25 protein-coding genes and 1 riboswitch are annotated in these 20823 nt (G+C 37.9%); of the genes, 10 read left to right on the top strand and 15 right to left on the bottom strand.

Annotated features, from left to right (window positions below):
- The first annotated feature begins 167 nt into the window (after positions 1-167).
- From M3225_RS29405 to M3225_RS00990, 3 genes are all read left to right on the top strand, one after another.
- On the top strand, positions 168-443 hold the full coding sequence (locus M3225_RS29405; RefSeq protein ID WP_308215712.1) for a CBO0543 family protein: 276 nt from the start codon (positions 168-170) through the stop codon (positions 441-443).
- A gap of 454 nt (positions 444-897) precedes the next feature.
- The gene (locus M3225_RS00985; protein ID WP_251390438.1) at positions 898-1686 is read left to right on the top strand and encodes a hypothetical protein; all 789 of its coding nucleotides are present in this window, start codon (positions 898-900) and stop codon (positions 1684-1686) included.
- A gap of 4 nt (positions 1687-1690) precedes the next feature.
- Positions 1691-2161, top strand: a complete 471-nt coding sequence (locus M3225_RS00990; protein WP_251390440.1) for a hypothetical protein — start codon at positions 1691-1693, stop codon at positions 2159-2161.
- A gap of 264 nt (positions 2162-2425) precedes the next feature.
- On the opposite strand, the gene M3225_RS00995 is transcribed toward M3225_RS00990, so the two are convergent.
- The 4 genes from M3225_RS00995 to M3225_RS01010 form a co-directional block, all read right to left on the bottom strand.
- Positions 2426-2995 carry an MEDS domain-containing protein gene (locus M3225_RS00995; protein ID WP_251390442.1) on the bottom strand — a complete coding sequence of 190 codons (570 nt, stop codon included), beginning with the start codon at positions 2993-2995 and terminating at the stop codon, positions 2426-2428.
- 1010 nt (positions 2996-4005) lie between these two features.
- Positions 4006-4245: a hypothetical protein gene (locus M3225_RS01000; RefSeq protein ID WP_251390445.1), complete on the bottom strand. Its 240-nt coding sequence runs from the start codon at positions 4243-4245 to the stop codon at positions 4006-4008.
- Between the two features lie 368 nt (positions 4246-4613).
- On the bottom strand, positions 4614-4865 hold the full coding sequence (locus M3225_RS01005; RefSeq protein ID WP_074892997.1) for a WGxxGxxG family protein: 252 nt from the start codon (positions 4863-4865) through the stop codon (positions 4614-4616).
- Positions 4866-5302: 437 nt separating this feature from the next.
- Complete coding sequence (locus M3225_RS01010) at positions 5303-6568, bottom strand: molybdopterin molybdotransferase MoeA (protein WP_251390446.1); 1266 nt, start codon at positions 6566-6568, stop codon at positions 5303-5305.
- Positions 6569-6682: 114 nt separating this feature from the next.
- Here M3225_RS01010 and moaC point away from each other — a divergent pair, with 114 nt between their 5' ends.
- Both moaC and M3225_RS01020 read left to right on the top strand, forming a co-directional pair.
- On the top strand, positions 6683-7171 hold the full coding sequence (gene moaC, locus M3225_RS01015) for a cyclic pyranopterin monophosphate synthase MoaC (protein ID WP_013058475.1): 489 nt from the start codon (positions 6683-6685) through the stop codon (positions 7169-7171).
- A gap of 12 nt (positions 7172-7183) precedes the next feature.
- Entirely contained in the window at positions 7184-7696 is a 513-nt protein-coding gene (locus M3225_RS01020; RefSeq protein ID WP_251390448.1) for a MogA/MoaB family molybdenum cofactor biosynthesis protein, read from the top strand.
- Positions 7697-7729: 33 nt separating this feature from the next.
- Here the strand turns inward: M3225_RS01020 and M3225_RS01025 are convergent, their stop codons facing one another.
- Together M3225_RS01025 and M3225_RS01030 are read right to left on the bottom strand one after the other, a co-directional pair.
- Positions 7730-8392: a sulfite oxidase-like oxidoreductase gene (locus M3225_RS01025; RefSeq protein WP_251390450.1), complete on the bottom strand. Its 663-nt coding sequence runs from the start codon at positions 8390-8392 to the stop codon at positions 7730-7732.
- A gap of 76 nt (positions 8393-8468) precedes the next feature.
- A riboswitch (SAM riboswitch) is annotated at positions 8469-8575 on the bottom strand.
- A 145-nt stretch (positions 8576-8720) separates the two neighbouring features.
- A complete protein-coding gene (locus tag M3225_RS01030) occupies positions 8721-9089 on the bottom strand; it encodes a hypothetical protein (protein WP_251390452.1) in 369 nt (122 codons plus the stop codon).
- Positions 9090-9521: 432 nt separating this feature from the next.
- Between M3225_RS01030 and M3225_RS01035 the strand changes: the two genes are divergently transcribed.
- The gene (locus M3225_RS01035) at positions 9522-10100 is read left to right on the top strand and encodes a YjgB family protein (protein WP_251390454.1); all 579 of its coding nucleotides are present in this window, start codon (positions 9522-9524) and stop codon (positions 10098-10100) included.
- Between the two features lie 27 nt (positions 10101-10127).
- On the opposite strand, the gene M3225_RS01040 is transcribed toward M3225_RS01035, so the two are convergent.
- From M3225_RS01040 to M3225_RS01055, 4 genes are all read right to left on the bottom strand, one after another.
- Positions 10128-10763 (bottom strand): GNAT family N-acetyltransferase, encoded by a 636-nt coding sequence (locus tag M3225_RS01040; protein WP_251390456.1) that lies wholly within the window; start codon positions 10761-10763, stop codon positions 10128-10130.
- Entirely contained in the window at positions 10732-10974 is a 243-nt protein-coding gene (locus M3225_RS01045) for a hypothetical protein (protein ID WP_251390458.1), read from the bottom strand. The genes M3225_RS01040 and M3225_RS01045 overlap by 32 nt, the downstream gene beginning before the upstream one ends.
- Positions 10971-11486, bottom strand: coding sequence for a cyclase family protein (locus tag M3225_RS01050; RefSeq protein WP_251390460.1), 516 nt, complete (start codon positions 11484-11486; stop codon positions 10971-10973). The genes M3225_RS01045 and M3225_RS01050 overlap by 4 nt, the downstream gene beginning before the upstream one ends.
- Before the next feature lie 251 nt (positions 11487-11737).
- Positions 11738-12865 carry a 2-methylaconitate cis-trans isomerase PrpF family protein gene (locus tag M3225_RS01055; protein WP_251391832.1) on the bottom strand — a complete coding sequence of 376 codons (1128 nt, stop codon included), beginning with the start codon at positions 12863-12865 and terminating at the stop codon, positions 11738-11740.
- A 184-nt stretch (positions 12866-13049) separates the two neighbouring features.
- On the opposite strand from M3225_RS01055, the gene M3225_RS01060 reads away from it, so the two are divergent.
- The 3 genes from M3225_RS01060 (at position 13050) to M3225_RS01070 (ending at position 15744) form a co-directional block, all read left to right on the top strand.
- On the top strand, positions 13050-13910 hold the full coding sequence (locus tag M3225_RS01060) for a LysR family transcriptional regulator (RefSeq protein WP_251390461.1): 861 nt from the start codon (positions 13050-13052) through the stop codon (positions 13908-13910).
- Positions 13911-14205: 295 nt separating this feature from the next.
- Complete coding sequence (locus M3225_RS01065) at positions 14206-15522, top strand: CitMHS family transporter (RefSeq protein ID WP_251390463.1); 1317 nt, start codon at positions 14206-14208, stop codon at positions 15520-15522.
- A gap of 60 nt (positions 15523-15582) precedes the next feature.
- A complete protein-coding gene (locus M3225_RS01070) occupies positions 15583-15744 on the top strand; it encodes a hypothetical protein (protein WP_251390465.1) in 162 nt (53 codons plus the stop codon).
- Positions 15745-15903: 159 nt separating this feature from the next.
- Here the strand turns inward: M3225_RS01070 and M3225_RS01075 are convergent, their stop codons facing one another.
- Entirely contained in the window at positions 15904-16641 is a 738-nt protein-coding gene (locus M3225_RS01075; RefSeq protein WP_251390467.1) for a hypothetical protein, read from the bottom strand.
- Between the two features lie 158 nt (positions 16642-16799).
- Between M3225_RS01075 and M3225_RS01080 the strand changes: the two genes are divergently transcribed.
- Positions 16800-17036 (top strand): hypothetical protein, encoded by a 237-nt coding sequence (locus tag M3225_RS01080; protein ID WP_251390469.1) that lies wholly within the window; start codon positions 16800-16802, stop codon positions 17034-17036.
- 39 nt (positions 17037-17075) lie between these two features.
- On the opposite strand, the gene M3225_RS01085 is transcribed toward M3225_RS01080, so the two are convergent.
- From M3225_RS01085 to M3225_RS01100, 4 genes are all read right to left on the bottom strand, one after another.
- Positions 17076-17720, bottom strand: coding sequence for a Bax inhibitor-1/YccA family protein (locus M3225_RS01085; protein ID WP_251390470.1), 645 nt, complete (start codon positions 17718-17720; stop codon positions 17076-17078).
- Between the two features lie 145 nt (positions 17721-17865).
- Complete coding sequence (gene clpP / locus M3225_RS01090) at positions 17866-18447, bottom strand: ATP-dependent Clp endopeptidase proteolytic subunit ClpP (RefSeq protein ID WP_251390473.1); 582 nt, start codon at positions 18445-18447, stop codon at positions 17866-17868.
- 29 nt (positions 18448-18476) lie between these two features.
- Positions 18477-19142 (bottom strand): sigma-70 family RNA polymerase sigma factor, encoded by a 666-nt coding sequence (locus M3225_RS01095; protein ID WP_251390475.1) that lies wholly within the window; start codon positions 19140-19142, stop codon positions 18477-18479.
- Between the two features lie 362 nt (positions 19143-19504).
- Positions 19505-20755 carry a C40 family peptidase gene (locus M3225_RS01100; protein ID WP_251390477.1) on the bottom strand — a complete coding sequence of 417 codons (1251 nt, stop codon included), beginning with the start codon at positions 20753-20755 and terminating at the stop codon, positions 19505-19507.
- Positions 20756-20823: the final 68 nt, after the last annotated feature.

The following is a 20823-nucleotide window of genomic DNA, read 5'->3' on the forward strand; positions in this document are numbered from 1 at the left end:
ATACATAATAGCCTTTTAAGAGAACCTACTAACAATATACAAAAAGACAATTCGAGTATGATTAAGGAGATAAAACTAATTAAAAAATAAATTTGAAAAGCGTTTTTTGAGGGTTCTATTTATTTTAACTCTATCAGGTTTACCTTTTTTATTTAGAAAGCCCCCCCGTGAAAGACTCAATATTGACTTTTCTACTTAATGGGTACACCAACGGGATAGTTGACAGATTTGTTATTCCTCATAAGCTAATTAGATATCCAGTACGCTATTTTCGAAAAGAGTTTAAGATACATGTTTTATTTGGCTTCTTGCTATATCCAGCTGTCTCCGTTATCATTAACAAACTAACAAAAAACGATAAACCCTTAGTTATCATATATAAAATTATTTTATTTATCTTTCCAATGTTTTTGATCGAACTTTGGGCAGAAAGACAAATTTAATTAGATAGCGAAGACCTTGGAAATGGTATCATACTTTACTTATCCTCATAGTTAAATCAGTATTAAATAGGTTAATGATCGGAGCTATAAGAGTAGTAGACGAAAAAGTAGAAAAGAGTTCTTAATTCATGAAATTTTAATTAACCTTTGGTTTCTTTTCCTCCCTACGTAATAAAAACTAAGTTGAATATATTCCTATATCTTGAACAAGCGAGTCAAGACGCTGTGAAGCATCTAACCACCCCTTTATTAACATAATACTAATTTTCAGAAATAACATGTAAAGAAGCTTTTTATGGAAAAATAAAGAGCTTTTTCTTGTCAAAGAACTCTTCATTTTGATAAAGATTAGGTGTATATCAATGGATTGCATAAAATAAATAAACAAGACCATATTAAATATGGATGATAGGTATAAAAAGTATATTTTTTTCGAATCCATAGGAGATCGTAAATGAATAATTATAAAAATGACAATACTGCAAGACGCTATATTGCTTATGTCAGTATATTTGGAACGACTCAAATCCATTTAAGAAACCCCTATATTATCGCTTGGTGGTCAGCAGCTTTTCCAGGGTTTGGGCACCTACTACTGTCTAAATACCTTCGCGGCTTTGTGTTATTTATATGGGAGGTCGTCATAAATATTAAATCTCATGTAAATTCAGCTATGATTTATTCTTTTCAAGGAAACATTGATATGGCCAAAGACGTGCTTAATACAAGATGGCTTCTTATTTATATTCCCGTTTATATTTTTGCTATATGGGATAGTTACCGAACAACAGTTGATTTAAATAAAATATACGTGTTAGCTGAAAGAGAAAATCATCAGTTCAACTCCTTTAGTATAGGATCCATGGAAATAAACTACTTAGATAAACGGAATCCCATCTTGTCCGTTGTCTGGTCCTTGTTGATGCCAGGTCTAGGACAACTCTATATTCATCGGATCATTGGTGCTTTCTTTGTTATCATTTGGGCAGTCGTTTTCTTTTATTATTCTCATCTACTTGAGGGTATTTCTCTGCTATTTTTAGGAGAAATAAAACAGGCTACTTCGGTTTTAAATAAAGAATGGTTGTTATTTTTCCCTTCCCTATATGGTTTTGCTACCTTTGATTCCTATATGAATACCGTTGAGAATAATAAACTTGCTGAAAGAGAGCAGAAAAACTTCTTCGAGAAAACGTATCAATATCCAAGCTTTTGTATTGTGAAAGGAAAAAAGGTGGATTGAAAATATGCAAGTTTTTTCTACATTTGAATACTCCAGTTACATAGAACTAGCTGTTTCAGAGCTAGAAAAAAAAGGGATAAAGAAAGAAGGCATATTTATCGTTCCTCTTAATAATCGAACAGAAAATCGCCGGATTTTTGATAGCGTTCATCGAGCAGATGGAGTTTCTCTTATTGATTTAGGAATGGCTCTAGCCACAGCCTTTTCAGTCATTGGTGCAAGTATTGGTTTTAAACTAAGCTGGGGCCCTATTTATTGGGGTATCATTAGTGCTTTTGTTGGATTTATCCTAGGATTAGGAATTAAACTGTTTATGTTTACAGTCATTAAGAAAAAGCAACGGCTTCTACGTGGCAAACATTCGGAAGTCATACTCATTGTTGATTGTCATGCTGTGGACGCCGAAGTGGTTGAAAACATTCTTTGGAATAATCTTGCCTTAGGTGTTTCAAAAGTCAGATCTGATGGCTTATAAAAACAAGGCATAACCGTACAATATAATGGCGAGATATAGGATGAATTAATTACTATTCAGTATTAGAGACAACTTCCTTAACGTATTGGGGGAGTTTTTCTGTTTTTAAGCTGTATACGATATATAAATGTATTATTTAACATAATCACCGTTCTAAGAAACAACAAATAAAGAGCCTTAAATAATAAGGCTCTTTATTTGTTCTCTATTTACCTTTGTGCTTGGCATTTGCTTTTTAAAAATAAGGCCCAAGCACCATATTAATTACACTGCATCTGTCATTACATATAAATTGGATGGAATAATTTTATTTTCTAAAATTAAGTATGGATGACATTTCATTAAAGTAAGTTTAAGAGTTTCTGGTACTCTCTCTTCATCATAAGCGCATACTAAATATAATCCGCCTTTATTTACTAATTTGTCTGCTTCATTTTCAAACTCTTCTAAAATAGGTATAATGCCTTCTTGCTGTCCCCATTCTACATGAGCCCATATTTGAAAAGATATATTGTTTTTATAGAACGGCTCTAAATTTTTAGAAAGATGTTCGAAAATTATAGCAGGCTGAAAACTTCCACTTGAACAGTAATAATCAAAATTATTAATGGTATGTATATATGTTAATTGGTCTTTAGTTAGAATTCCCTCTAATTTTTTAAAAATTAACGGAATTAGTCTTTCACTTTCTATAACTAAAGTATGTCTCTCGTGTTCAATCCCCGAAACAATATAAGACACAAGATTGTCTAAGTAACTTCTCATATCGTCAATATTATAGTAAATATGAACGCTTTCATTATTCTGTATTAATTGAGCAAACTGATTTTTCAAGTGTGTACGCTCCCTTATATAAAATCAACCTAAATTTTAAGACGCTTAAAATAGTAAATTGTCTATCCGTTAGAACAATTCTACGCTTTGAATTCTTGTCTGTCAAAACTATAGGTTTTCCCTTTTGTTTTGGGGTGTAAGGCTGTTTTTTAGAATAGTGTATCTATATTGCAAACGAGATAACGTTTGAGAAAGTTGCTCTGGCGGCTCGTCCGGTACACTAGTTGGACCACCAAGCTAATTATATGATTACCAAAGAATACTATACCCGTTCTCAAATAAGATTAAAACCCCAACAAGAAATGATTACAGAATTAAGTTCACTTATCAGTTCATTCTGTAAAACATACTAAGCTATAAATATAAGAACAAGTAGATTACACTTTTAAACACTATACTCGTACACCAAAGATTCATCAATCATAAGGTGAATCTTTTCTGTTTTTAATTTTTATAGCCTATGCAAAACTAGTTACCATAAAACATGCTAGCGGTAGAAAAAAGATCCTGAAAATCTAAGGAAGTTGGATTTTCAGGATCTTCAGATAAAAAGCTATTATTATTCTTTTAATGTTATAGGTACACAAATATCACAATAATCAATCTCATCATCTTCACCATAATATCGTTCAAAGATTGGCTTCGAATCAACTTGATAATCCTGTTCTAACAAGTCAGGCATCAATATTTACTACAATGAAAAAGTTATCATTATTTAAAAAGATAATCACATAAAATTTATAAATTTTACCATTTATTAAATATAATTTATACAAACGAAGTTAACATAAAGCGTGTTATAGGTAGCAAGTATCCATTATACTTCGACAAAATAGGATTTATATAATTCTGTTAATGTTATAGATATTTGTAAAACTATTCATAATTACTTCACATAAAAAAAACTGTTACTAGCATCTTATCAACTACAATACTGAGTAACAGATTTTTCACACAAGACATGTTTCTTTATAGATAAGATAACTTTTTTCTCATCTTTTTTTTGTTTCTCAAAACTTTTTTGTTTCTCTAGGAAAACATAAATTTTCTGGTCGAAATATTTTAAGTCTATAATACTTTTTAATACACTGATATTCACATTTAATATTAAGAATGAGAACAAGTATTAAGATGATAAGCTTCTCATCTAGAGTACCTTTCTCCAATGTTAGGTTAACATTTACTTCCTCCCCTGGCGAAAGTTCAAAAATAGGGGTCTCTTTTAATAAATAGATATCTCTAATTGCCACTTATTTCACCCCTCTACTTGTACTGTTGCTTTCACCCTATAGGTTCCAGAGATTATATCTCCAAATTAATACAAGCCGGCTGCATTTGTTTTTGTGATGTCTATAATTTGTTCAGTTCCATTTGAAACAGAATACAATGCAACAATAGCGTTATTAATCGGTGAATTGTTACTACTATATTTAATATAAAAGAATAAAATAAAAGGACTAGAACCAACTATTAAAGAATTCCTTAAATTTCTATACCACAATTTAAAACCTTCTTAGAGAAAAAACTCCTGAACAAGTATCAGGAGTTTTTTTTTATAATTTGCATTCCCTTGCCTTTGAATGTTGAGTCGATAATCTCTACTCATACAAAATAGATATTAACGAACTTTCTCTTCACGATCATCTCTTCTTTTAAGACCAAAAAGACCAGCTAGTCCTAATAATCCAAGCAATTCCCAAGGTGAATCATTGTCATCATCCACATCAGTTGCTGTAGTGACATTTCGAGTATTTACGTCATCATTATAATTTGTTCTATCTACGTTATTATTTTCAGCATTAACAGGTAAGATGAAAGTCATCATAGCTAAAGCCAACGTACATAATAAAACAGACCATTTTTTCTGCATACTTTCCCCTCCTTTCCTTTCGTTAATAGATAAAGTTCCCAAGGTTATTAGTTACTATTCGTTAAGTAGATATATCTTTTAAAACTACTCACTAATACCCAAAATAAAGAAGCCTTTAAAATTAGTATGAATATATTTCTTATCTATTAAGCAAACTACCCAAGATGCAATGAAGCATCACTCATGAAACCTAATTACGTCATAGAAAAAACTACCTTCTCCCTAACTCTAAGGTAGTTTTTTCTATTTTTGGACTGTATATGATTTATAGTTAACATAATCACTCTTTCCGGAACACATCATAAAAGCGAGCCCTTAATACACAAGGACTCGTTCGCCTACTCATTTTCTCATTTATACACAACTGTATACATTGTTGACCTACCAGCATTTTGATTACTATTCAGACTAGAACTCTTGCATAAAAAATAGCTATTTTATACCCAAAGCGAGCTCGTGCCTTCTTTTTCAAGATGCAGCACGTTTACTTCTATTCCTTCATCATACCCATGCTCTCCTCCTGGAAGAACAATCAAGGCATTCGCAGCAGCTAGAGACGAAATAGCGCCTGACTTGTCCATGCCAACCGGCGTCACGGCAAGCTTTCCTCCTTCGTCTGAAATCTCTCCTCGCACCATTCGCGTAAATGCATTAGGCTCTTTGAAACGGCCGTTTAATACCGCTTTTGTTTTATGTAAATGAGGCAGAGGTGAATGTAAAAAGCTGCGAACAATCGGACGAACAAACAGTTCAAACCCAACATAGCAAGCAGATGGGTTTCCTGATAACCCAAACAGCAGCTGTCCATTTCGTTCTGCGACTGTTGTGACGCTTCCCGGTCGCATCGCAATTTTGTTAAACAGCACATTCGCGCCAAGCTTTTCATAAATAGCAGGTAAATAATCATAGTCCCCAACGGATACGCCGCCGGTTGTCAGTAAAATATCCACTTCTTCAAGCGCTTTTTCTACCGCTTCATAGCAGCGGTCAAAGTCATCTTCAAGTTTGCCTAAATATTTTGGAACCCCGCCGCTTCTTACGATTTGCGCGAGTGCCATATAAGAGTTACTATTGCGGATCTTCCCTGGTTCTAACGGTTCATTTACATCAAGCAGTTCGCTTCCCGTTGTTAACACCCCAACAACCGGTTGTTTGACCACAGCTACATCCGCATAGCCAAACGTAGCTAAAAAAGCTGTGACGCCCGGATTGATGCGCGTTCCTTTTGAAACCAGCACGTCTCCTTTTTTCGTTTCTTCTCCTTTTAACGCAATGTGTGCCCACTTTGAAGCCGGCCGGCTTAACGCCATATACGTCTTGCCTTCTTTTTTATACGACGTTGTTACTTCAAGCATCACAACCGCATCACACGAAGCAGGCACTTGAGCTCCTGTCATAATGCGCACCGCTTGAAACGGCTTTACTTCTTCTTCATAGACAGAACCGGCACCAATTTCACCTACCACTTCGAACTCCACAGGATGTTCACTTGATACTTCTATGCAGTCTTGTGCTCGAACCGCAAAGCCGTCATAAAGCGATTTATTAAAATGAGGCACGTTTTGATCAGCAATAATATCTTCTCCTAAATAGCGCCCGTAGCTTTCGGTGATCGATACGCGTTCGATGCTGCCTTTTCTTTTATATGTCATAACTTTTTCAATTGCTTCAGGAATTGAAATAGGTGTTCTGCTTTCTAACATAGATTCTTCACTTCCTTTATGTCTGTTCACTTTTTGCGCTATGGTGTAAAATCATAGCATATCTCACTATTTCTATCATACAACAAAATTTACTGAAAAAGGATGAAAATACCGATGTCTTCTTTTACACATTTTAATGATCAAGGCCGTGCCAATATGGTCGATATTAGCGAAAAATCTATCACTCGCCGCGTTGCAACAGCTCGTTCAAGCATACTTGTTAACAAAGAAATTCACGAAGCCATTGTAGAACATAAAATCGGAAAAGGCGACGTCCTTGCTGTCGCACAAGTAGCGGGAATCATGGCTGCAAAGCGCACGTCTGACATTATTCCGATGTGTCACCCTCTTTTATTAAAAGGCGTTAACCTTTCATTTGACTGGGACACAAGCAATGATCAATACCGTTTATTAATAGAAGCAACTGTTAAAACAGAAGGCTCAACGGGCGTTGAAATGGAAGCTTTAACCGCCGCTTCTGCCTGTGCATTAACTGTCTATGATATGTGCAAAGCCATTGATAAAGGGATGATTATCGGCGAAACGTATTTACTTGAAAAATCAGGCGGCAAAAACGGTGACTATAAGCGCACGGAAGCTTAAAGGAGGGACGAAATGAGCGTACACGAACATAAATCCAAAGCAACTCAGCCCGTTCGCTGTAAAGTCATTACGGTATCAGATACACGCACAACAGAAACTGATAAAAGCGGCACGCTGATGATTGAACTTCTAAAAGAACATGACATGCAAGTAGCTTCATACGAAATTGTAAAAGACGACCAAACGTCGATTCAACAAGCCATACTTGCCGGATGCAGTGATGACAGCATTGACGTTGTCCTCACAAACGGCGGGACGGGCATCACAAAACGAGACGTCACGATTGAAGCCGTTCAAGCGCTGATTCATAAAGAAATCGTTGGATTTGGCGAACTGTTTCGCATGCTGAGCTACACTGAAGACATTGGCAGCGCAGCAATTATGAGCCGAGCAATTGCCGGAACGATTAACGAAAAAGCCGTTTTTTCTACACCGGGATCAAGCGGTGCTGTTCGTCTAGCCATGACCAAACTGATTTTGCCCGAACTTCGTCACGTTGTGTGGGAATTAAACCGCCAGCGTTAACAAAATGCCTATGCACACGCATAGGCATTTTCATTAATCATAGTCTTTATGTACCCACTCATCTTCTGGAATGCCTAAATCTTCTCCAGAAAAACGCTCTTCTTTAAACGGATCTCCTCTAAGATGAAAGCCGTTTTGCTCCCAAAAGCCAGGATGGTTTTCATCAATAGCTTCAAAGCCTCGAAGCCATTTAACACTTTTCCAAAAGTACAAATGCGGAACAATCAATCTTAACGGATACCCATGCTTAGCCGTAAGCGGCTCTCCGTTAAAGGAATGAGCTAGAAGAATATCGTCTCTGAGTAAATCTTTCACCTCAATGTTTGACGTATAATCATTGTCTCCGTGCAGCATGATGTATTTACTTTTTAACTCCACGCCAATTGCTTTTAAAAAATCTGTAAACAACACGCCCGTAAATTCATTATCAAACCTTGTCCATCTCGTCACGCAGTGAATATCACATTTTACCGTCGTTTGCGGCATGTCCAATATATCTTGATATGAAAGGGTCACTTCCTTGTTTACTAATCCGAATACTCGAAGCGTCCACTCCTCTAAGTTATACTCCGGCACGTCGCCTTCATGTAAAATGGGAAAGCGCTCCGTCACTACTTGCCCCGGAGGCACTCGTCCTTCATACTTTGGATCGATTTCCGGTGTTTTCATTCGTTTAATACGGTCTGCTTTGTTCAAATGTATCACCTCGTTGTTTTTTCTACATAAAAAGCCCTTCCTTAAACAGATAAGGAAGAGCTTCGTTTCAGCTTCTTCCTTATCTCTAAGAGCAATACGCTCTTAAGGATTTGGCACCATTCTGTCATAAACAGCGGTTGCCGGGTTTCACAGGGCCAGTCCCTCCACCTCTCTTGATAAGGAAACGAATTGTATTTGTTTTATGCAATAAAGTCAGTATTAAGCTTTTTGTCATAATTGTCAATATTATTTTTCTTTTTCACATAAAAAACTTTAAAAGCAGATAGGATTATAAGGTTTTTTTCTATCAAAACACAAGTCAAGGCTTTTATTCTTTTCCTTCAATCATGGTATACTTCCTAGCAAAGCGCTTATAGTAGCTTTGCTGATTCTCTTGTACATTGTTAAAAACAAGTCGATTATGATCAATATCTTTTTCTTTTAGCACATAGCCTTTTTCATTCATCAGCTTAATATATCCATCTAAATGACCTTTTTTCACCATATAGTGAAGGGCATCATCTCGATCCGTAGTCTTTGCTAAATCTTGACTTCCCACTTCTAATTTATCTACGGCTTTCGCTGTTTGAATAGGACGGTAGTCTCCAAACACCTTCTCCCAATTTAATAGCAGCAGCGCGCCGGAGACTATTATGGATGCTCCAGCGGCGATAGTTAGTACAAATCGTTTTGACACTTCTTTCTCTCCTTTACATTCTTTTTCTTCTATTTAATACAACAGCTTGCCCCAAACTTGTTTTTACACCAAGTCCTAGATACACAGCTACAATATATTTTATATTTTTAACAAATACTTGAGTTATTGTATCATACTTACATTTTTCATTTACTTTTTTATAAAAAATTAGAATCCTCCCTATATTACGTTTTTTACATAATAAAGGAATATAAACCAATCTTTTCACCTATGATAAATGAATCGTTTTTTACTTTTTACTTCGCCTGACGTTTACATTCTAAAAGGCGTGTTAAAGTATATATATATCAGTTACCAACTCAACTAAGACTCCTTGACTATTCCCCCAAGGGTTTACCTAAGCGTCTGCTACCTACCTGCTCTTTAGGTAGGTCGGAGTTGCTAAATCGATATATATAGGAGGAAAAGATTATGAAAATGAAACAACGATTATCAAAATTAGCAGCTACTGCAACCATTACAGGAATTGCTGCGTTTGGATTTGCTCCTGTTGCTCAGTTTGATACACCAGCACATGCAGCTACATCCCAAGAAACAAGCAGTCAAACAGCTGTAAAAAACATTAATGAAATTTATAATGCGGCGGTGCAAGGAGAAGTGCCACGCTTAACAGCAGACTTAAAAATTGGTAAAAGCCTGCGTCAAGATGTTCGAGATCAGTTCGGTCCTCCGCCTGAAGGTTCATCAAACAACTTTGACTACTATCATGCGGAAATGGGCCACCCTGGATATGCATTTGGATATGACCAAAATAACGTAATTAACGAAATCCGCTATTTTGGTACAAATGTAGAGCGCCAAACAAATTTAGGATCCATTACGCAAGCTAACTTAAAGAAAGAATTAGGTCAGCCGAACTTTACAAGTAAAGTAAAAGGTGATGGTACTACTCAAACGAAGTACACGTATCATGCCGGCGCCTATGATCTTGAATTTATTTTTGATGATGCAAAAACGTTAAATCACGTAAACTTAGTTGCAAAACCTTAAGTAATAGAAAAAGTAGCAGACAGTCTGCTACTTTTTTTCATGAAATAAAACTAGTGCTGAATCAGCTACGTGTTCATAGCCAATATCCATGTAAATCTTATTAGACGTAGGGTTTGTAATGTCTGTGTATAAGCTTGTTGTTTGAAAAACGCTGTCTAGCATGAGCTGAGAAAGCATAGACACACAGCTTGATGCATAGCCTTTTTTACGTTCTTCCCGAGGCGTATACACAAAGTTAATCGTGATGTTATGCGCTGTTGGACGCGCGGCATTGGCTATGGATAGGTACTTTCCGCTCACTTCCCATAGAAATAACTGTCCTGCTTCAATAAAAGTTTCTCCTGTTTTGGCAGCTTGCTCTTTTGATACAGGCTCTCCAATAATATCCATAAACCTCCAAATCCACTCCATTACTAGCGAAAGGTGCTCCAACCTTGCTTTTACTAGAACTCCGTCAGTGTCTGCTGTTTTTTTCACTTTGTCTAGCCGATAAATGCGCTGATCGATTTTTAAAGAAACTTCTTGATTTTTTAGAGCTGCTAGTTGTTGAGAAAGATATAAAACCGTTTGTCTTTCTCCAACCAAACCGGGTATTTCGATTTCTTGTAATAGCTTCGCCACTTCGTTCAGTTCACAATCCGTTAGCTGTTGGATTTGAGACAAAATGATTTGCTGAGGGGTGCGTTTGCAGCAAAACAAACGCAGCACGGCTGCTATCTTTTAAAATAACGCCCATAAAATTCGGTTTGCTGCTTTCATTTAAGCTGTGTAAAATGCCCAGCGCTAAGTTATGAAGAACTTCATTTTTTATTAAAAGCGGCTCTACTTCCTTTTTAAACTCCTGCACTTCTCTGTATCTACGTAACTGCATCATTTTCTTTCTACCTCCGCAAATGCTCTTACTGGAAACGTTCCGGCTCCTTTTATTTTAGGAGGCACCGCGTAAAATAAAAATGGCTCCGTTAGTTGATCTAAGTGACATAAGTGACATAAGTGTTCAGCAATCACAATGTCCGATCCTAACAGCAGCGTATGAGCTGGCCTTGCTTTTCCTTTTGTATCGTCAATATTCATCGAATCAACTCCAACAAGAGCGGGCTGTTGAGATACTAAATAAGCTGCGGCACTTTCTGTTAAGTACGGATGATTTTCTAAATAATCGTCTGTATTCCAGTAGCAATCCCATCCGGTATGAATTAATACCGCTTTTCCTTTTACGTCTATATGTTGAAAATGAGATTCATCAATAGCCGTTAAAGTCGGATCGATCGACACAACGATCCCTTCTAGCCCGGCTGTTTTATCAATAGCCGTTTGAGCTAAATCCGCTCCGTCTTTATATCTGTGAAACGCCACGTCAATATACGTACCGGTATTTGTGATCATTTCAATTTTACCGATTTGAAATTCAGTGCCTGGTTCATAAAGCTTCTTAGACTCTTCTCGGCTTAAATAATCGCAAATAATTGGGCTGGCAAGCCTTTATGCGTCATAACTCCATCTTCAATTACGTGGCTTAGATCGATATACGTTCTCTTTTTCATACCTTCACCTACTTTTTAAATATTCAGTAAAAATAGTCTAACACAAAAAACCTCTTCCTAGTTTCCTAGAAAGAGGTTTTTTAAAGAACATTATTAACTTGATAAACACACATCGTACGTATGCTTTGTATAAACAAATCCTTCAAAAATAAGGCGGGCTGTACGCACTACTTTGATTCCATTAACCTGTCCATTTTTTAGATTCACACTGGTTTCCATAATTCCCATTGGATGAGCAAGCCGAACGGTATCGCCTTTTACTTGAACCATTTCTGACAGCAGCGTGCCACTTGTATAAATAGCCGCCGTTGTACAAATCGCTCCTGTAATCGCAAGCGTTTGATGCGGCTTTTGCATAGACATCATGCGAATTAATACGTCCATTTGAGAAGTCGCTTTTTCTCTTCCAGTCCCGTCGCGGTGGTCCATAGGAGGAGCAATAATTGTCATTTTAGGAACGGCTGGTGATAGTTTAGTTGCTTTGTCTCGAGGTGCCAGCCCCGCTTTTTCCGCTGCAATTGAACGAATTTCTTCAAATAGCATCAGCTGTTTTTCCGTATACTCATGCGGAAGTTCTGTTCCCGTTAGGCCAATATCCGCTGCTTCAACAAATACAAGCGGATTTCCTACATCAACGATTGATGCTTTTACCGTCCCGATGGATGTTTGCAGCAGGTCAACGGCACTTCCCGTTGGCAGCAGTTTTCCGGTGACGGCTCCTTCTCCGTTTTCAAATGAAAGATAAATAGGCGAACCTGTACCCGGCACTCCAGGAATCATACACGTACCTTCTGTTTTAACCGTTCCGTTTTCCACTTCCACTTCCGCTACGATTACTTTTTTTGTATTCGTATTATAAATCCGCACTTTGGTCACCGGTTCCACAGCTGTTACAAGTCCTTGTTCAATTGCGTAAGGCCCCACCGCTGAGGAGATATTACCGCAGTTTCCTTTAAAATCAACGAGAGATTCGCAGATGCTGACCTGCGCAAACGTATAGTCTACGTCAGCTTCTTCTAAATCTGATTTTTTAATAATTGCAATTTTACTTGTCAGCGAATTGGCTCCGCCCAGCCCGTCAATTTGACGGTGATCCGGACTTCCCATTATATCTAATAAAAACGGTTCCCAATCCGATTTGTTCACAGGCATTTCTTCATGATTGATAAAGACTCCTTTACTAGTTCCACCTCTCATAACCGTTACAGGAATACGCGTCATATTATTCACCTTTCTCCCCTACTAACAAACGCCGTAGCGTTCATCAAACCATTATATTTTTTTACTATTTAGAACCGGTTCATTTGCCATTTATCGTATAATAGAGGTTGTCATAAGTAAAATACATAAAATTTATTGTCTTTTTAAAAATTTTTTTATAATCTAAATACAAGGAGGAATTGGGATGGATCAAAAAGATTGGATATTAATTAAAACGCTTCACGAAGAAAAAAATATTACACGAACAGCTGAAAGGCTCTATGTATCGCAGCCTTCTTTAAGCTACCGCCTTAAAAACCTCGAAGAAGAATTTGGCGTGACGCTCTTTTTTAAAACGAAAAAAGGAATTGAGTTTACATCTGAAGGTGAGCACCTTGTTCGTTATGCGGAAAATATGTGGAAGCAGCTGCAAGAAACAAAAGACAACATGCGCAATATGAGCGAAACCGTTACGGGAACGCTTCGCTTAGGGGTATCGAGTAACTTTGCACAGCATAAGCTCCCAAAGATTTTAAAACAGTTTTCCCTTCACTATCCAAACGTACAGTTCAGCGTCAATACGGGCTGGAGTACGCAAGTTATGAATCTATTAGACTCTTCGCGTGTTCACGTCGGTATCTTACGAGGCAATTATCCGTGGAACGGAGAAAAATCGCTGCTGACGAAAGAACGGCTCTGCTTAATTTCTAAAAAAGAGATCGCTATCGATGACTTGCCGAACTTGCCTTATATTAACTATAAAACCGATACGTCGTTAAAAGATTTAATTCAAGACTGGTGGCATGACAAATTTTCAGAACCTCCGTTTGTTACGATGGAAGTTGACCGGCAAGAAACAGCCAAAGAAATGGTCAAAAATGATTTAGGCTTTGCGATTTTACCTGAAATTTGCCTTCACTCCAGCGACAACTTATATACATACGGACTTTCGTACCGAGATGAATCACCTTTGCTTCGAAACACGTGGCTCATGTATGATCCCTCTTACTTGAATCTATCCGTCGTGAAGGCATTTATTGACTTTTTGAAGCTAAGTGAAAAATAAAGCAAAAGCTAAAAAGTTTGCGTCTTTAGAGAATCTCTCTTTTGGACCAAGCTTTTTCTAGACTACTATTATAAATTTTTTTTATGAACTTTCTAAAAAAACCTATATTTCCTTTATTTTTCAAAATGTACTAACATGAAAACAAGAAACATCAGCGGGGGTAAAGAGTGGCTTTAAAAATTCTTAATAATCAAACTACGGCTCATACATGAGGATGAGAGATGTTAATCACGTTTTTTCACCCCAAAAGAAAACGCTTTCAAAGAAAAGAGGGAAAATAAAGGAGGTTGTTTGAATGCTAGCACTACTAGGTTTTACAATGATTATTGTCTTTACGTATCTGATTATGTCAAAAAGGATGTCTCCTATCGTAGCTTTAATGGTCATTCCGCTTCTTTTTGCCGTGATTGGAGGATTTGGCAAAGATGTCGGAGACATGATGCTAGAAGGGTTAAAACAAGTAGCTCCGTCGGCTGCGATGCTGCTGTTTGCCATCTTATATTTCGGCGTTATGATCGATGCCGGCCTGTTTGATCCATTAATTAAACAGCTGTTAAAAATCGTAAAAGGCGATCCGCTCAAAATCGTGATTGGAACGGCTCTTCTATCGCTTTTAGTTGCACTAGACGGAGACGGTACAACCACTTATATGATTACGGTTTCTGCTCTTCTTCCACTTTATAAACGCTTGAATATGAGCCCGTTAATGTTAACGACGGTTGCGATGCTTTCTCTTAGTATTATGAGCAGCATGACGCCTTGGGGAGGCCCGGCTACTCGCGCGATTGTTGCCCTTAACCTCGATGCATCAGATTTCTTTCTTCCGCTTCTTCCAACATTAATTGGCGGCGCTTTGTGGGTTATCTTTACAGGCTATGTTCTTGGAAAAAAAGAGCGCAGACGGCTTGGTGCCATTGACATCGAGCAGTTTGAATTAAAAAGCTCACTTGCTTTTGCTGAAGACGCGTCCTTGACTTCTCAAGAAGATATTACACAGCCTAAAAAAATCTGGATCAACTTAGCTTTAACAATTGCACTAATGGTCGTATTGGTTTCTGGTATTTGGTCTGTTTCTGTTTTATTTATGATTGGTTTTGCGCTTGCTCTTATGATTAACTATCCAAAATTAGAGGATCAAAAAGAACGTTTAATGGCTCATGCTGGTAACGCGTTAACCGTTGCAGCTCTTGTCTTTGCAGCCGGCATTTTTACAGGAATTTTATCAGACACTAAAATGGTTGACGAAATGGCCAGCCTGTTAATTCATTTAGTTCCTGATTCACTCGGTTCGTTTTTACCAACGATCGTCGCTTTAACAAGCATGCCGTTTACATTTGTCATGAGCAACGACGCCTATTACTTCGGTGTTTTACCTATCTTCGCTGAAACCGCCGCTTCTTACGGGATTGACCCGTTGGAAATTGCACGTGCTTCAATACTCGGACAACCTGTTCATCTGTTAAGTCCACTCGTTGCGTCTACCTTCTTACTTGTAGGTATGGTAGGTGTTGATCTTGGTGAACATCAGCGCTTTGCATTTAAATGGGCAGTTTTAACATCTCTTGTTCTTATTGTCCTTGCTATTGTCACAGGTGCACTTACGTTATTTTAATAGGGGATAAAAGCTGTTATAGCTTTTTATTTATAAATGATAGATGGAGGTATTTCTTAAATGTATGTGATTACGTGTTATGTAAGAAAAGATGATATGAAAATGTACGAGTTTGATAGTAAAGAAGAAGCGCTCTCTCAGCTGAAAAAGCTGAAAGGATGCACCATTCTTTCAGAAGTTGTTTACTTTAATGATTCATCGGTTATTCCGATAGCTATTTAATTACGTAGCACTCAACCCTATAGGTACAAACTTGATAAGCTTCCTTTCGCTCAAAAGGAAGCTTCTTTTTTTATGTTCTTTGCAAGCTCCGAACGAATCATGAAGCAGATAGCTTTCTTCCTATTCATTTAGTGTTCACAAACAGTGTGCAGCTCCTCCTCATATGAGCTTTCCTAGAGAGGAACTTTTATCAGGAGAACCAGATTCCCCTTCATGATCGTTTGTTAAGCCAGGTTCATTTTGTTTCCTTGATATAATCATATGAATAATTCGATCTCTATGCTCAGTTAACACAGAGCATTTTTGATAGAAGGCTCCGTCTACAACAAGCAGCTCCTCATCCATTCCACAAAACTTACAGCGCAGCTCTTGTGGTCCTGCGTAGGATGTGTGATAGACACTATCGTTAAAGATGGTGTAAAAAGTATCTCTTTGCTGCGCATCGTAAAAGCCATATTGCTGATTACTGTCGTCACGATAGTTAACTCCATAATTTCGTTCAAATTCTTCTTGAGTAAATTGATCCTGTAAAAGTTCATTTTCGAGTAGTTTCCTTAAACAATCCTCTATTTCTCCGTAGTTAAATGAGCAGCCATGTGCGTAAACTTCTAGTTCTTCAGTGCTCTTCTCTTTTACCATCATTTCACTGCCACAAATATTGCAGGGTTGTTTAGGACGCTGTTGATCAAAATAAGAGTGCGTTTGTACCTTTTCAACTATCATTTCATCGTTAATCTTTTTAAATTTAATCATCACATTTTCTGTTTGACTAACGTTTTCGTTATACATCATAACTTCATATTCATCTATATTCTTTTCGTTTTCTTTTCGACTCCAATGTTCAATTATTTCATAAGAAGAAATAGTAAAAAACTCTTTAAAATTCACTACTAACATGCACCCTTCCCAAAAAAGTTTACGTTCTCTATGTACCAAACATGCTCTATACTACCATTTTTCCAAAGGCTTACACCACTAAACGAACTTCTTTTAGGTTCGCATATCCCTTTCTTATCCGGCATACATAACACTAACCCTTTTATAAGGAGGCTTTCATGAATACGTATGTAATGATCAGCATTGGCGTTGTTGCCAGCGCATTTTTTTTTCGGAAGTACCGAAAGCAAGTCGTTGAAATATATACAATCAGTGAATTTATTCATGCTAAAAACGGCGCAGTTGCTACAAGTTCTACGTGGCTTGGCAAGCTTTTTAAAGAGCCCTACGCTGCCGGTCCAAATTACGAAAAAACAGACGATGGCGGTAGCCAAGATGGAGATGGAGGAGAATAAATAAAAGAAAAAACCTGTTGAGACAACAGGTTTTTTCTTTTAATCATCGCTTCCTAAAATACCAAAAAAGCGAAGCAAGTTGATGAATAGATTAATAAAATCTAAATACAAAGATAGTGCCAGCATCGGAACAAGCTCTTCCGTGATTTCACCGTGCTTCATTTGGTTAAAATCATACAGCACGTAAAGTGAGAAAACAATTGTACCAATCACTGAGAATGCCATGAGTCCAGGCGTTGTTAAGGGACTAAACAGCGAGAAAATGCTGATGCACACTAATGCTAACAGCGCTACTAATAAAAAGCTGCCTAAAAATCCTAAATCTTTTTTCGTTTTTGCGCCAACCACGCCCATAACCGTAAAAATAACGAACGTGCTTCCAAAGGCATAAAGAACAACTTGCGCCCCCGCTACTGATGCGTAGTGGCTGACAATCGGAAACAGCGTGATGCCTGATATAAATGAAAATGCATATGTAAAACCGTATCCTACGCTTTTTTTCTTTCTTAACATAAATGCCGCAACCAGCATCACAAGTTCAGCAATCGCTAATGGAATAAAATAAGCCGGCGGCACATATTGACCCACATATAAGCCAACTGTTGAAATAAATAACGAGAAAATAAATGTTACTAATACTTTTTGAAACAGAGACCGCTGCTCTACTCCAATCACTTCTTGCATGTGTAAAACCTTCTTTCTAAAATCTGTTATATTTTATATAATACCTACCTTTTTAAGAAAAATAAAGATAATACTAAGGACTTTTCCCTTATTCCCGTAAAAATGCAAGCATAGACGCTGTCGTCTATGCTTGCTTGTTATTACTTTATTTCGGCAAAAGAATCCCGTCAATAATTCCGTACTCCTTTGCCTCTTCAGCACTCATAAAATAATCTCGTTCTGTATCATTTGCCACTTTTTCAACCGGCTGTCCCGTTCGTTTTGATATGATTTTATTAATATGCTGCTTGAGCTTTAAAATCCGCCGGGCGCTAATTTCAATTTCAGTCGCCTGTCCCCTAACCCCTCCTAGCGGCTGATGAATCATAATTTCACTATTCGGCAGTGCATAGCGCTTTCCTTTTGTTCCTGCTAAGAGAAGCAGTGCGCCAAAAGAAGCGGCCATGCCCGTGCAAATCGTTTGAACGTCCGGCTCGATATACTGCATCGTGTCATAGATCGCAAACCCTGCTGAAGTCGAGCCGCCGGGGCTGTTAATATAAAGTGAAATATCTTTTTTAGGATCATCTGCCGCGAGAAATAACAGCTGCGCGACCACGCTGTTGGCAATATGATCATTGATTTCATCTCCAATTAAAATAATTCGATCTTTTAACAGCCTCGAATAAATATCATACGAACGTTCACCGCGGTTACTTTGTTCAATCACATATGGAATCGTGCTCATATATATCCTCCTTATAACACGTAATATGGCTATGCAGCCATGCAGAGAGTGCACGTCGGAGTATAAGTCGGTTTTTGGATGACACTTTTTAAGGAAGGAATAGCCTGAATCAAAAGAGCTGGATCCTGCGCTTCTAACGTTTTATAAAAAAGCTCTGACAGCTCTTTTCGTTCTTTTTCATTCCAAAAAGAATCTGTGGAAAACGGCTCACCGCCTTTTTCTAACCGCTGCTTAGCACGATGTAAATTGCTTTTAATCGCTGTTTCTGACGTTTGTAAAATCGAAGCTATTTCTTTCAGCTGATAGCGAAAGCCTTCTTTTAAGAAAAAGATAACCGCTTGCTTCGGCGTAAATTGACTAAGCAGCAGTTCAACAGAGTGTCCTCGAATATCAAACGTATGCTTTTCAGCTTGTTGTTCCAAAGCTTCTTCTTCGGCTATTACTTCACGCTTTCGTTTTCTCAGCAGGTCAATCCAGTGGTGATACGCGATTTTATTTAACAGCGCGGAAGACAGATTGTGCTCTTCACCTTTATATCGTTGAGCCTTTAAAAATGTTTCTTGCGCAATATCGTCTCCGTCCCACACATTTTGTGCTAAAAAGCGGCAGTACTGCTGCAATTTTGGGTAATGCTCGTTCCAGCATGCATCGTCAAAGCTCTCTTTTTTTATTTCGATTTTTTTTGAATGTGACATGATTTTCACTCCTTTTGCACTCTCTATTTAGTAAACGATTAAAGGAAGTTCAAAAGATACGGGGGATCAAACTTTTTTACATATTATACGCTTAAGCAGCTATTTTTTTGTATTATAATGAAGATACTTTTATCTGAGGAGTCTAAAATAATATGCGAAGAAGAAGATTATATGGCAAGAAGAAAACGAACAAACTGCACTATAGAGACTTGACCTGTGAACACCCTCAGCCCACTTTGCCTATGAGCTATACAAGTGACGCCCCTTTTTACTATTATGACGCGTCAGAAGATGAAATACAAAAACAATTGACTTCATATTAAAAAACCAAGACAGCCCCAGACTGTCTTGGTTTTTCACCTTTATGGTATGCGCTTTGCTCCGTAGTATTTAGGTGCCCAGTAGCTGTCCACTTTATAATTTGTAATTTTTACACCTTGGGATGTAGATACGTGAACGACATAGTCATTTCCAATATAGATAGATGGAATAAGCGAACTTCCTTCAAAAAAGACGAGATCTCCCGGCCGTAAGTCAGATTTTGAAATGGTTTCTCCTTCTTCCCACTGCTGACTCGCATAGCGCGGAATATCTTTTCCAGCTGCTTCTTTGTAAATGTATTGAACAAAACCAGCCGTATCAAATCCTGTAGAAGGGCTCGTTCCACCTTGTGCGTAAGGTACTTCGCCAACATATTTAAGAGATTCCGTCACAAATGAATTGTCTTTTGACAGCGATAAGTCATTGTAGCGCCTTGCTCCTGCATACTTAGACGTCCAGTAGCTGCTCGTGAGGTAATCAACCGTCACATTTTCGCTGCGCTTAGCATGAATAAACTGATTGCCTCCTGCGTAAATGCCTACATGTGAAATACCTTCACGATACGTGTCTTGAAAAAAGATAACGTCTCCTGGCTTTAAATCCGCGCGGGCAACTTCTTCTCCAACTTGCCACTGCTGATCGGTGGATCGCGGAAGATAGACGTCCGATGCGTGCTGAAATACATACGCGACAAATGCGGAACAGTCAAAACCGTCTTTTGGCGACTCGCCTCCGAATACGTATGGTGTACCGAGATGTTTTAGCGCTTCTGCAATTACTTCATTATCTTTCGCAATTTCCGGTGCTCCTGTAATACGCTTTGCTTTTGCAAAATGTGATGACCAATATGCGCTGCTTGAAACGTTTTTTACAACAACTTTTCCGTCTGAAGAAGATGCATAAATCATCTCATCGTCCCCGATATAAATGGCGGCTACGTTCACTTCACCGTTTTCATTGGTGTCAAAAAACAATACATCGCCTGCTTGCAGCTCTTTTTTGTCAAAGTCTGTTCCAAGCTCTGACTGTTCTTTCACCGAACGAGGAAGCGTTGTATCAAGCGCTTGCTTGAAAACATATTGAACGAAGCCGGAGCTGTCAAACCCGTCGCTTAGCGTTTCTCCTCCAGACGTATAATCCGCTCCTTCATACGTTTTTGCTTTGTCAGCAATCACGCTCTCATCTGTGGCAGCCTGTACTTGTACAGCTTTTTCTGCAGGAAAAGTTTCTTCATAAAAAGTAGCAAGACTAAGCCCTAACGCTGTGACAATAAGAGGTTTCATTACTTTCATGTTTGTTCTCCTTTGTTTTTTATTTCATCCAGGAAGTTTTATATGTAAATGGTTCTCCTGGTAAAGTA

The sequence above is a fragment of the Priestia aryabhattai genome, assembly GCF_023715685.1.
Lineage (GTDB): Bacteria > Bacillota > Bacilli > Bacillales > Bacillaceae_H > Priestia > Priestia aryabhattai_B.

Coding starts and splice junctions, on each gene's coding strand:
- M3225_RS00985 (WP_251390438.1), top strand. CDS start 898: ATGAATAATTATAAAAATGACAATACTGCAAGACGCTATATTGCTTAT.
- M3225_RS00990 (WP_251390440.1), top strand. CDS start 1,691: ATGCAAGTTTTTTCTACATTTGAATACTCCAGTTACATAGAACTAGCT.
- M3225_RS01005 (WP_074892997.1), bottom strand. CDS start 4,865: ATGCAGAAAAAATGGTCTGTTTTATTATGTACGTTGGCTTTAGCTATG.
- M3225_RS01010 (WP_251390446.1), bottom strand. CDS start 6,568: ATGTTAGAAAGCAGAACACCTATTTCAATTCCTGAAGCAATTGAAAAA.
- moaC (WP_013058475.1), top strand. CDS start 6,683: ATGTCTTCTTTTACACATTTTAATGATCAAGGCCGTGCCAATATGGTC.
- M3225_RS01020 (WP_251390448.1), top strand. CDS start 7,184: ATGAGCGTACACGAACATAAATCCAAAGCAACTCAGCCCGTTCGCTGT.
- M3225_RS01035 (WP_251390454.1), top strand. CDS start 9,522: ATGAAAATGAAACAACGATTATCAAAATTAGCAGCTACTGCAACCATT.
- M3225_RS01045 (WP_251390458.1), bottom strand. CDS start 10,974: ATGATGCAGTTACGTAGATACAGAGAAGTGCAGGAGTTTAAAAAGGAA.
- M3225_RS01050 (WP_251390460.1), bottom strand. CDS start 11,486: ATGATCACAAATACCGGTACGTATATTGACGTGGCGTTTCACAGATAT.
- M3225_RS01055 (WP_251391832.1), bottom strand. CDS start 12,865: ATGACGCGTATTCCTGTAACGGTTATGAGAGGTGGAACTAGTAAAGGA.
- M3225_RS01060 (WP_251390461.1), top strand. CDS start 13,050: ATGGATCAAAAAGATTGGATATTAATTAAAACGCTTCACGAAGAAAAA.
- M3225_RS01065 (WP_251390463.1), top strand. CDS start 14,206: ATGCTAGCACTACTAGGTTTTACAATGATTATTGTCTTTACGTATCTG.
- M3225_RS01070 (WP_251390465.1), top strand. CDS start 15,583: ATGTATGTGATTACGTGTTATGTAAGAAAAGATGATATGAAAATGTAC.
- M3225_RS01075 (WP_251390467.1), bottom strand. CDS start 16,641: ATGTTAGTAGTGAATTTTAAAGAGTTTTTTACTATTTCTTCTTATGAA.
- M3225_RS01080 (WP_251390469.1), top strand. CDS start 16,800: ATGAATACGTATGTAATGATCAGCATTGGCGTTGTTGCCAGCGCATTT.
- M3225_RS01085 (WP_251390470.1), bottom strand. CDS start 17,720: ATGCAAGAAGTGATTGGAGTAGAGCAGCGGTCTCTGTTTCAAAAAGTA.
- clpP (WP_251390473.1), bottom strand. CDS start 18,447: ATGAGCACGATTCCATATGTGATTGAACAAAGTAACCGCGGTGAACGT.
- M3225_RS01095 (WP_251390475.1), bottom strand. CDS start 19,142: ATGTCACATTCAAAAAAAATCGAAATAAAAAAAGAGAGCTTTGACGAT.
- M3225_RS01100 (WP_251390477.1), bottom strand. CDS start 20,755: ATGAAAGTAATGAAACCTCTTATTGTCACAGCGTTAGGGCTTAGTCTT.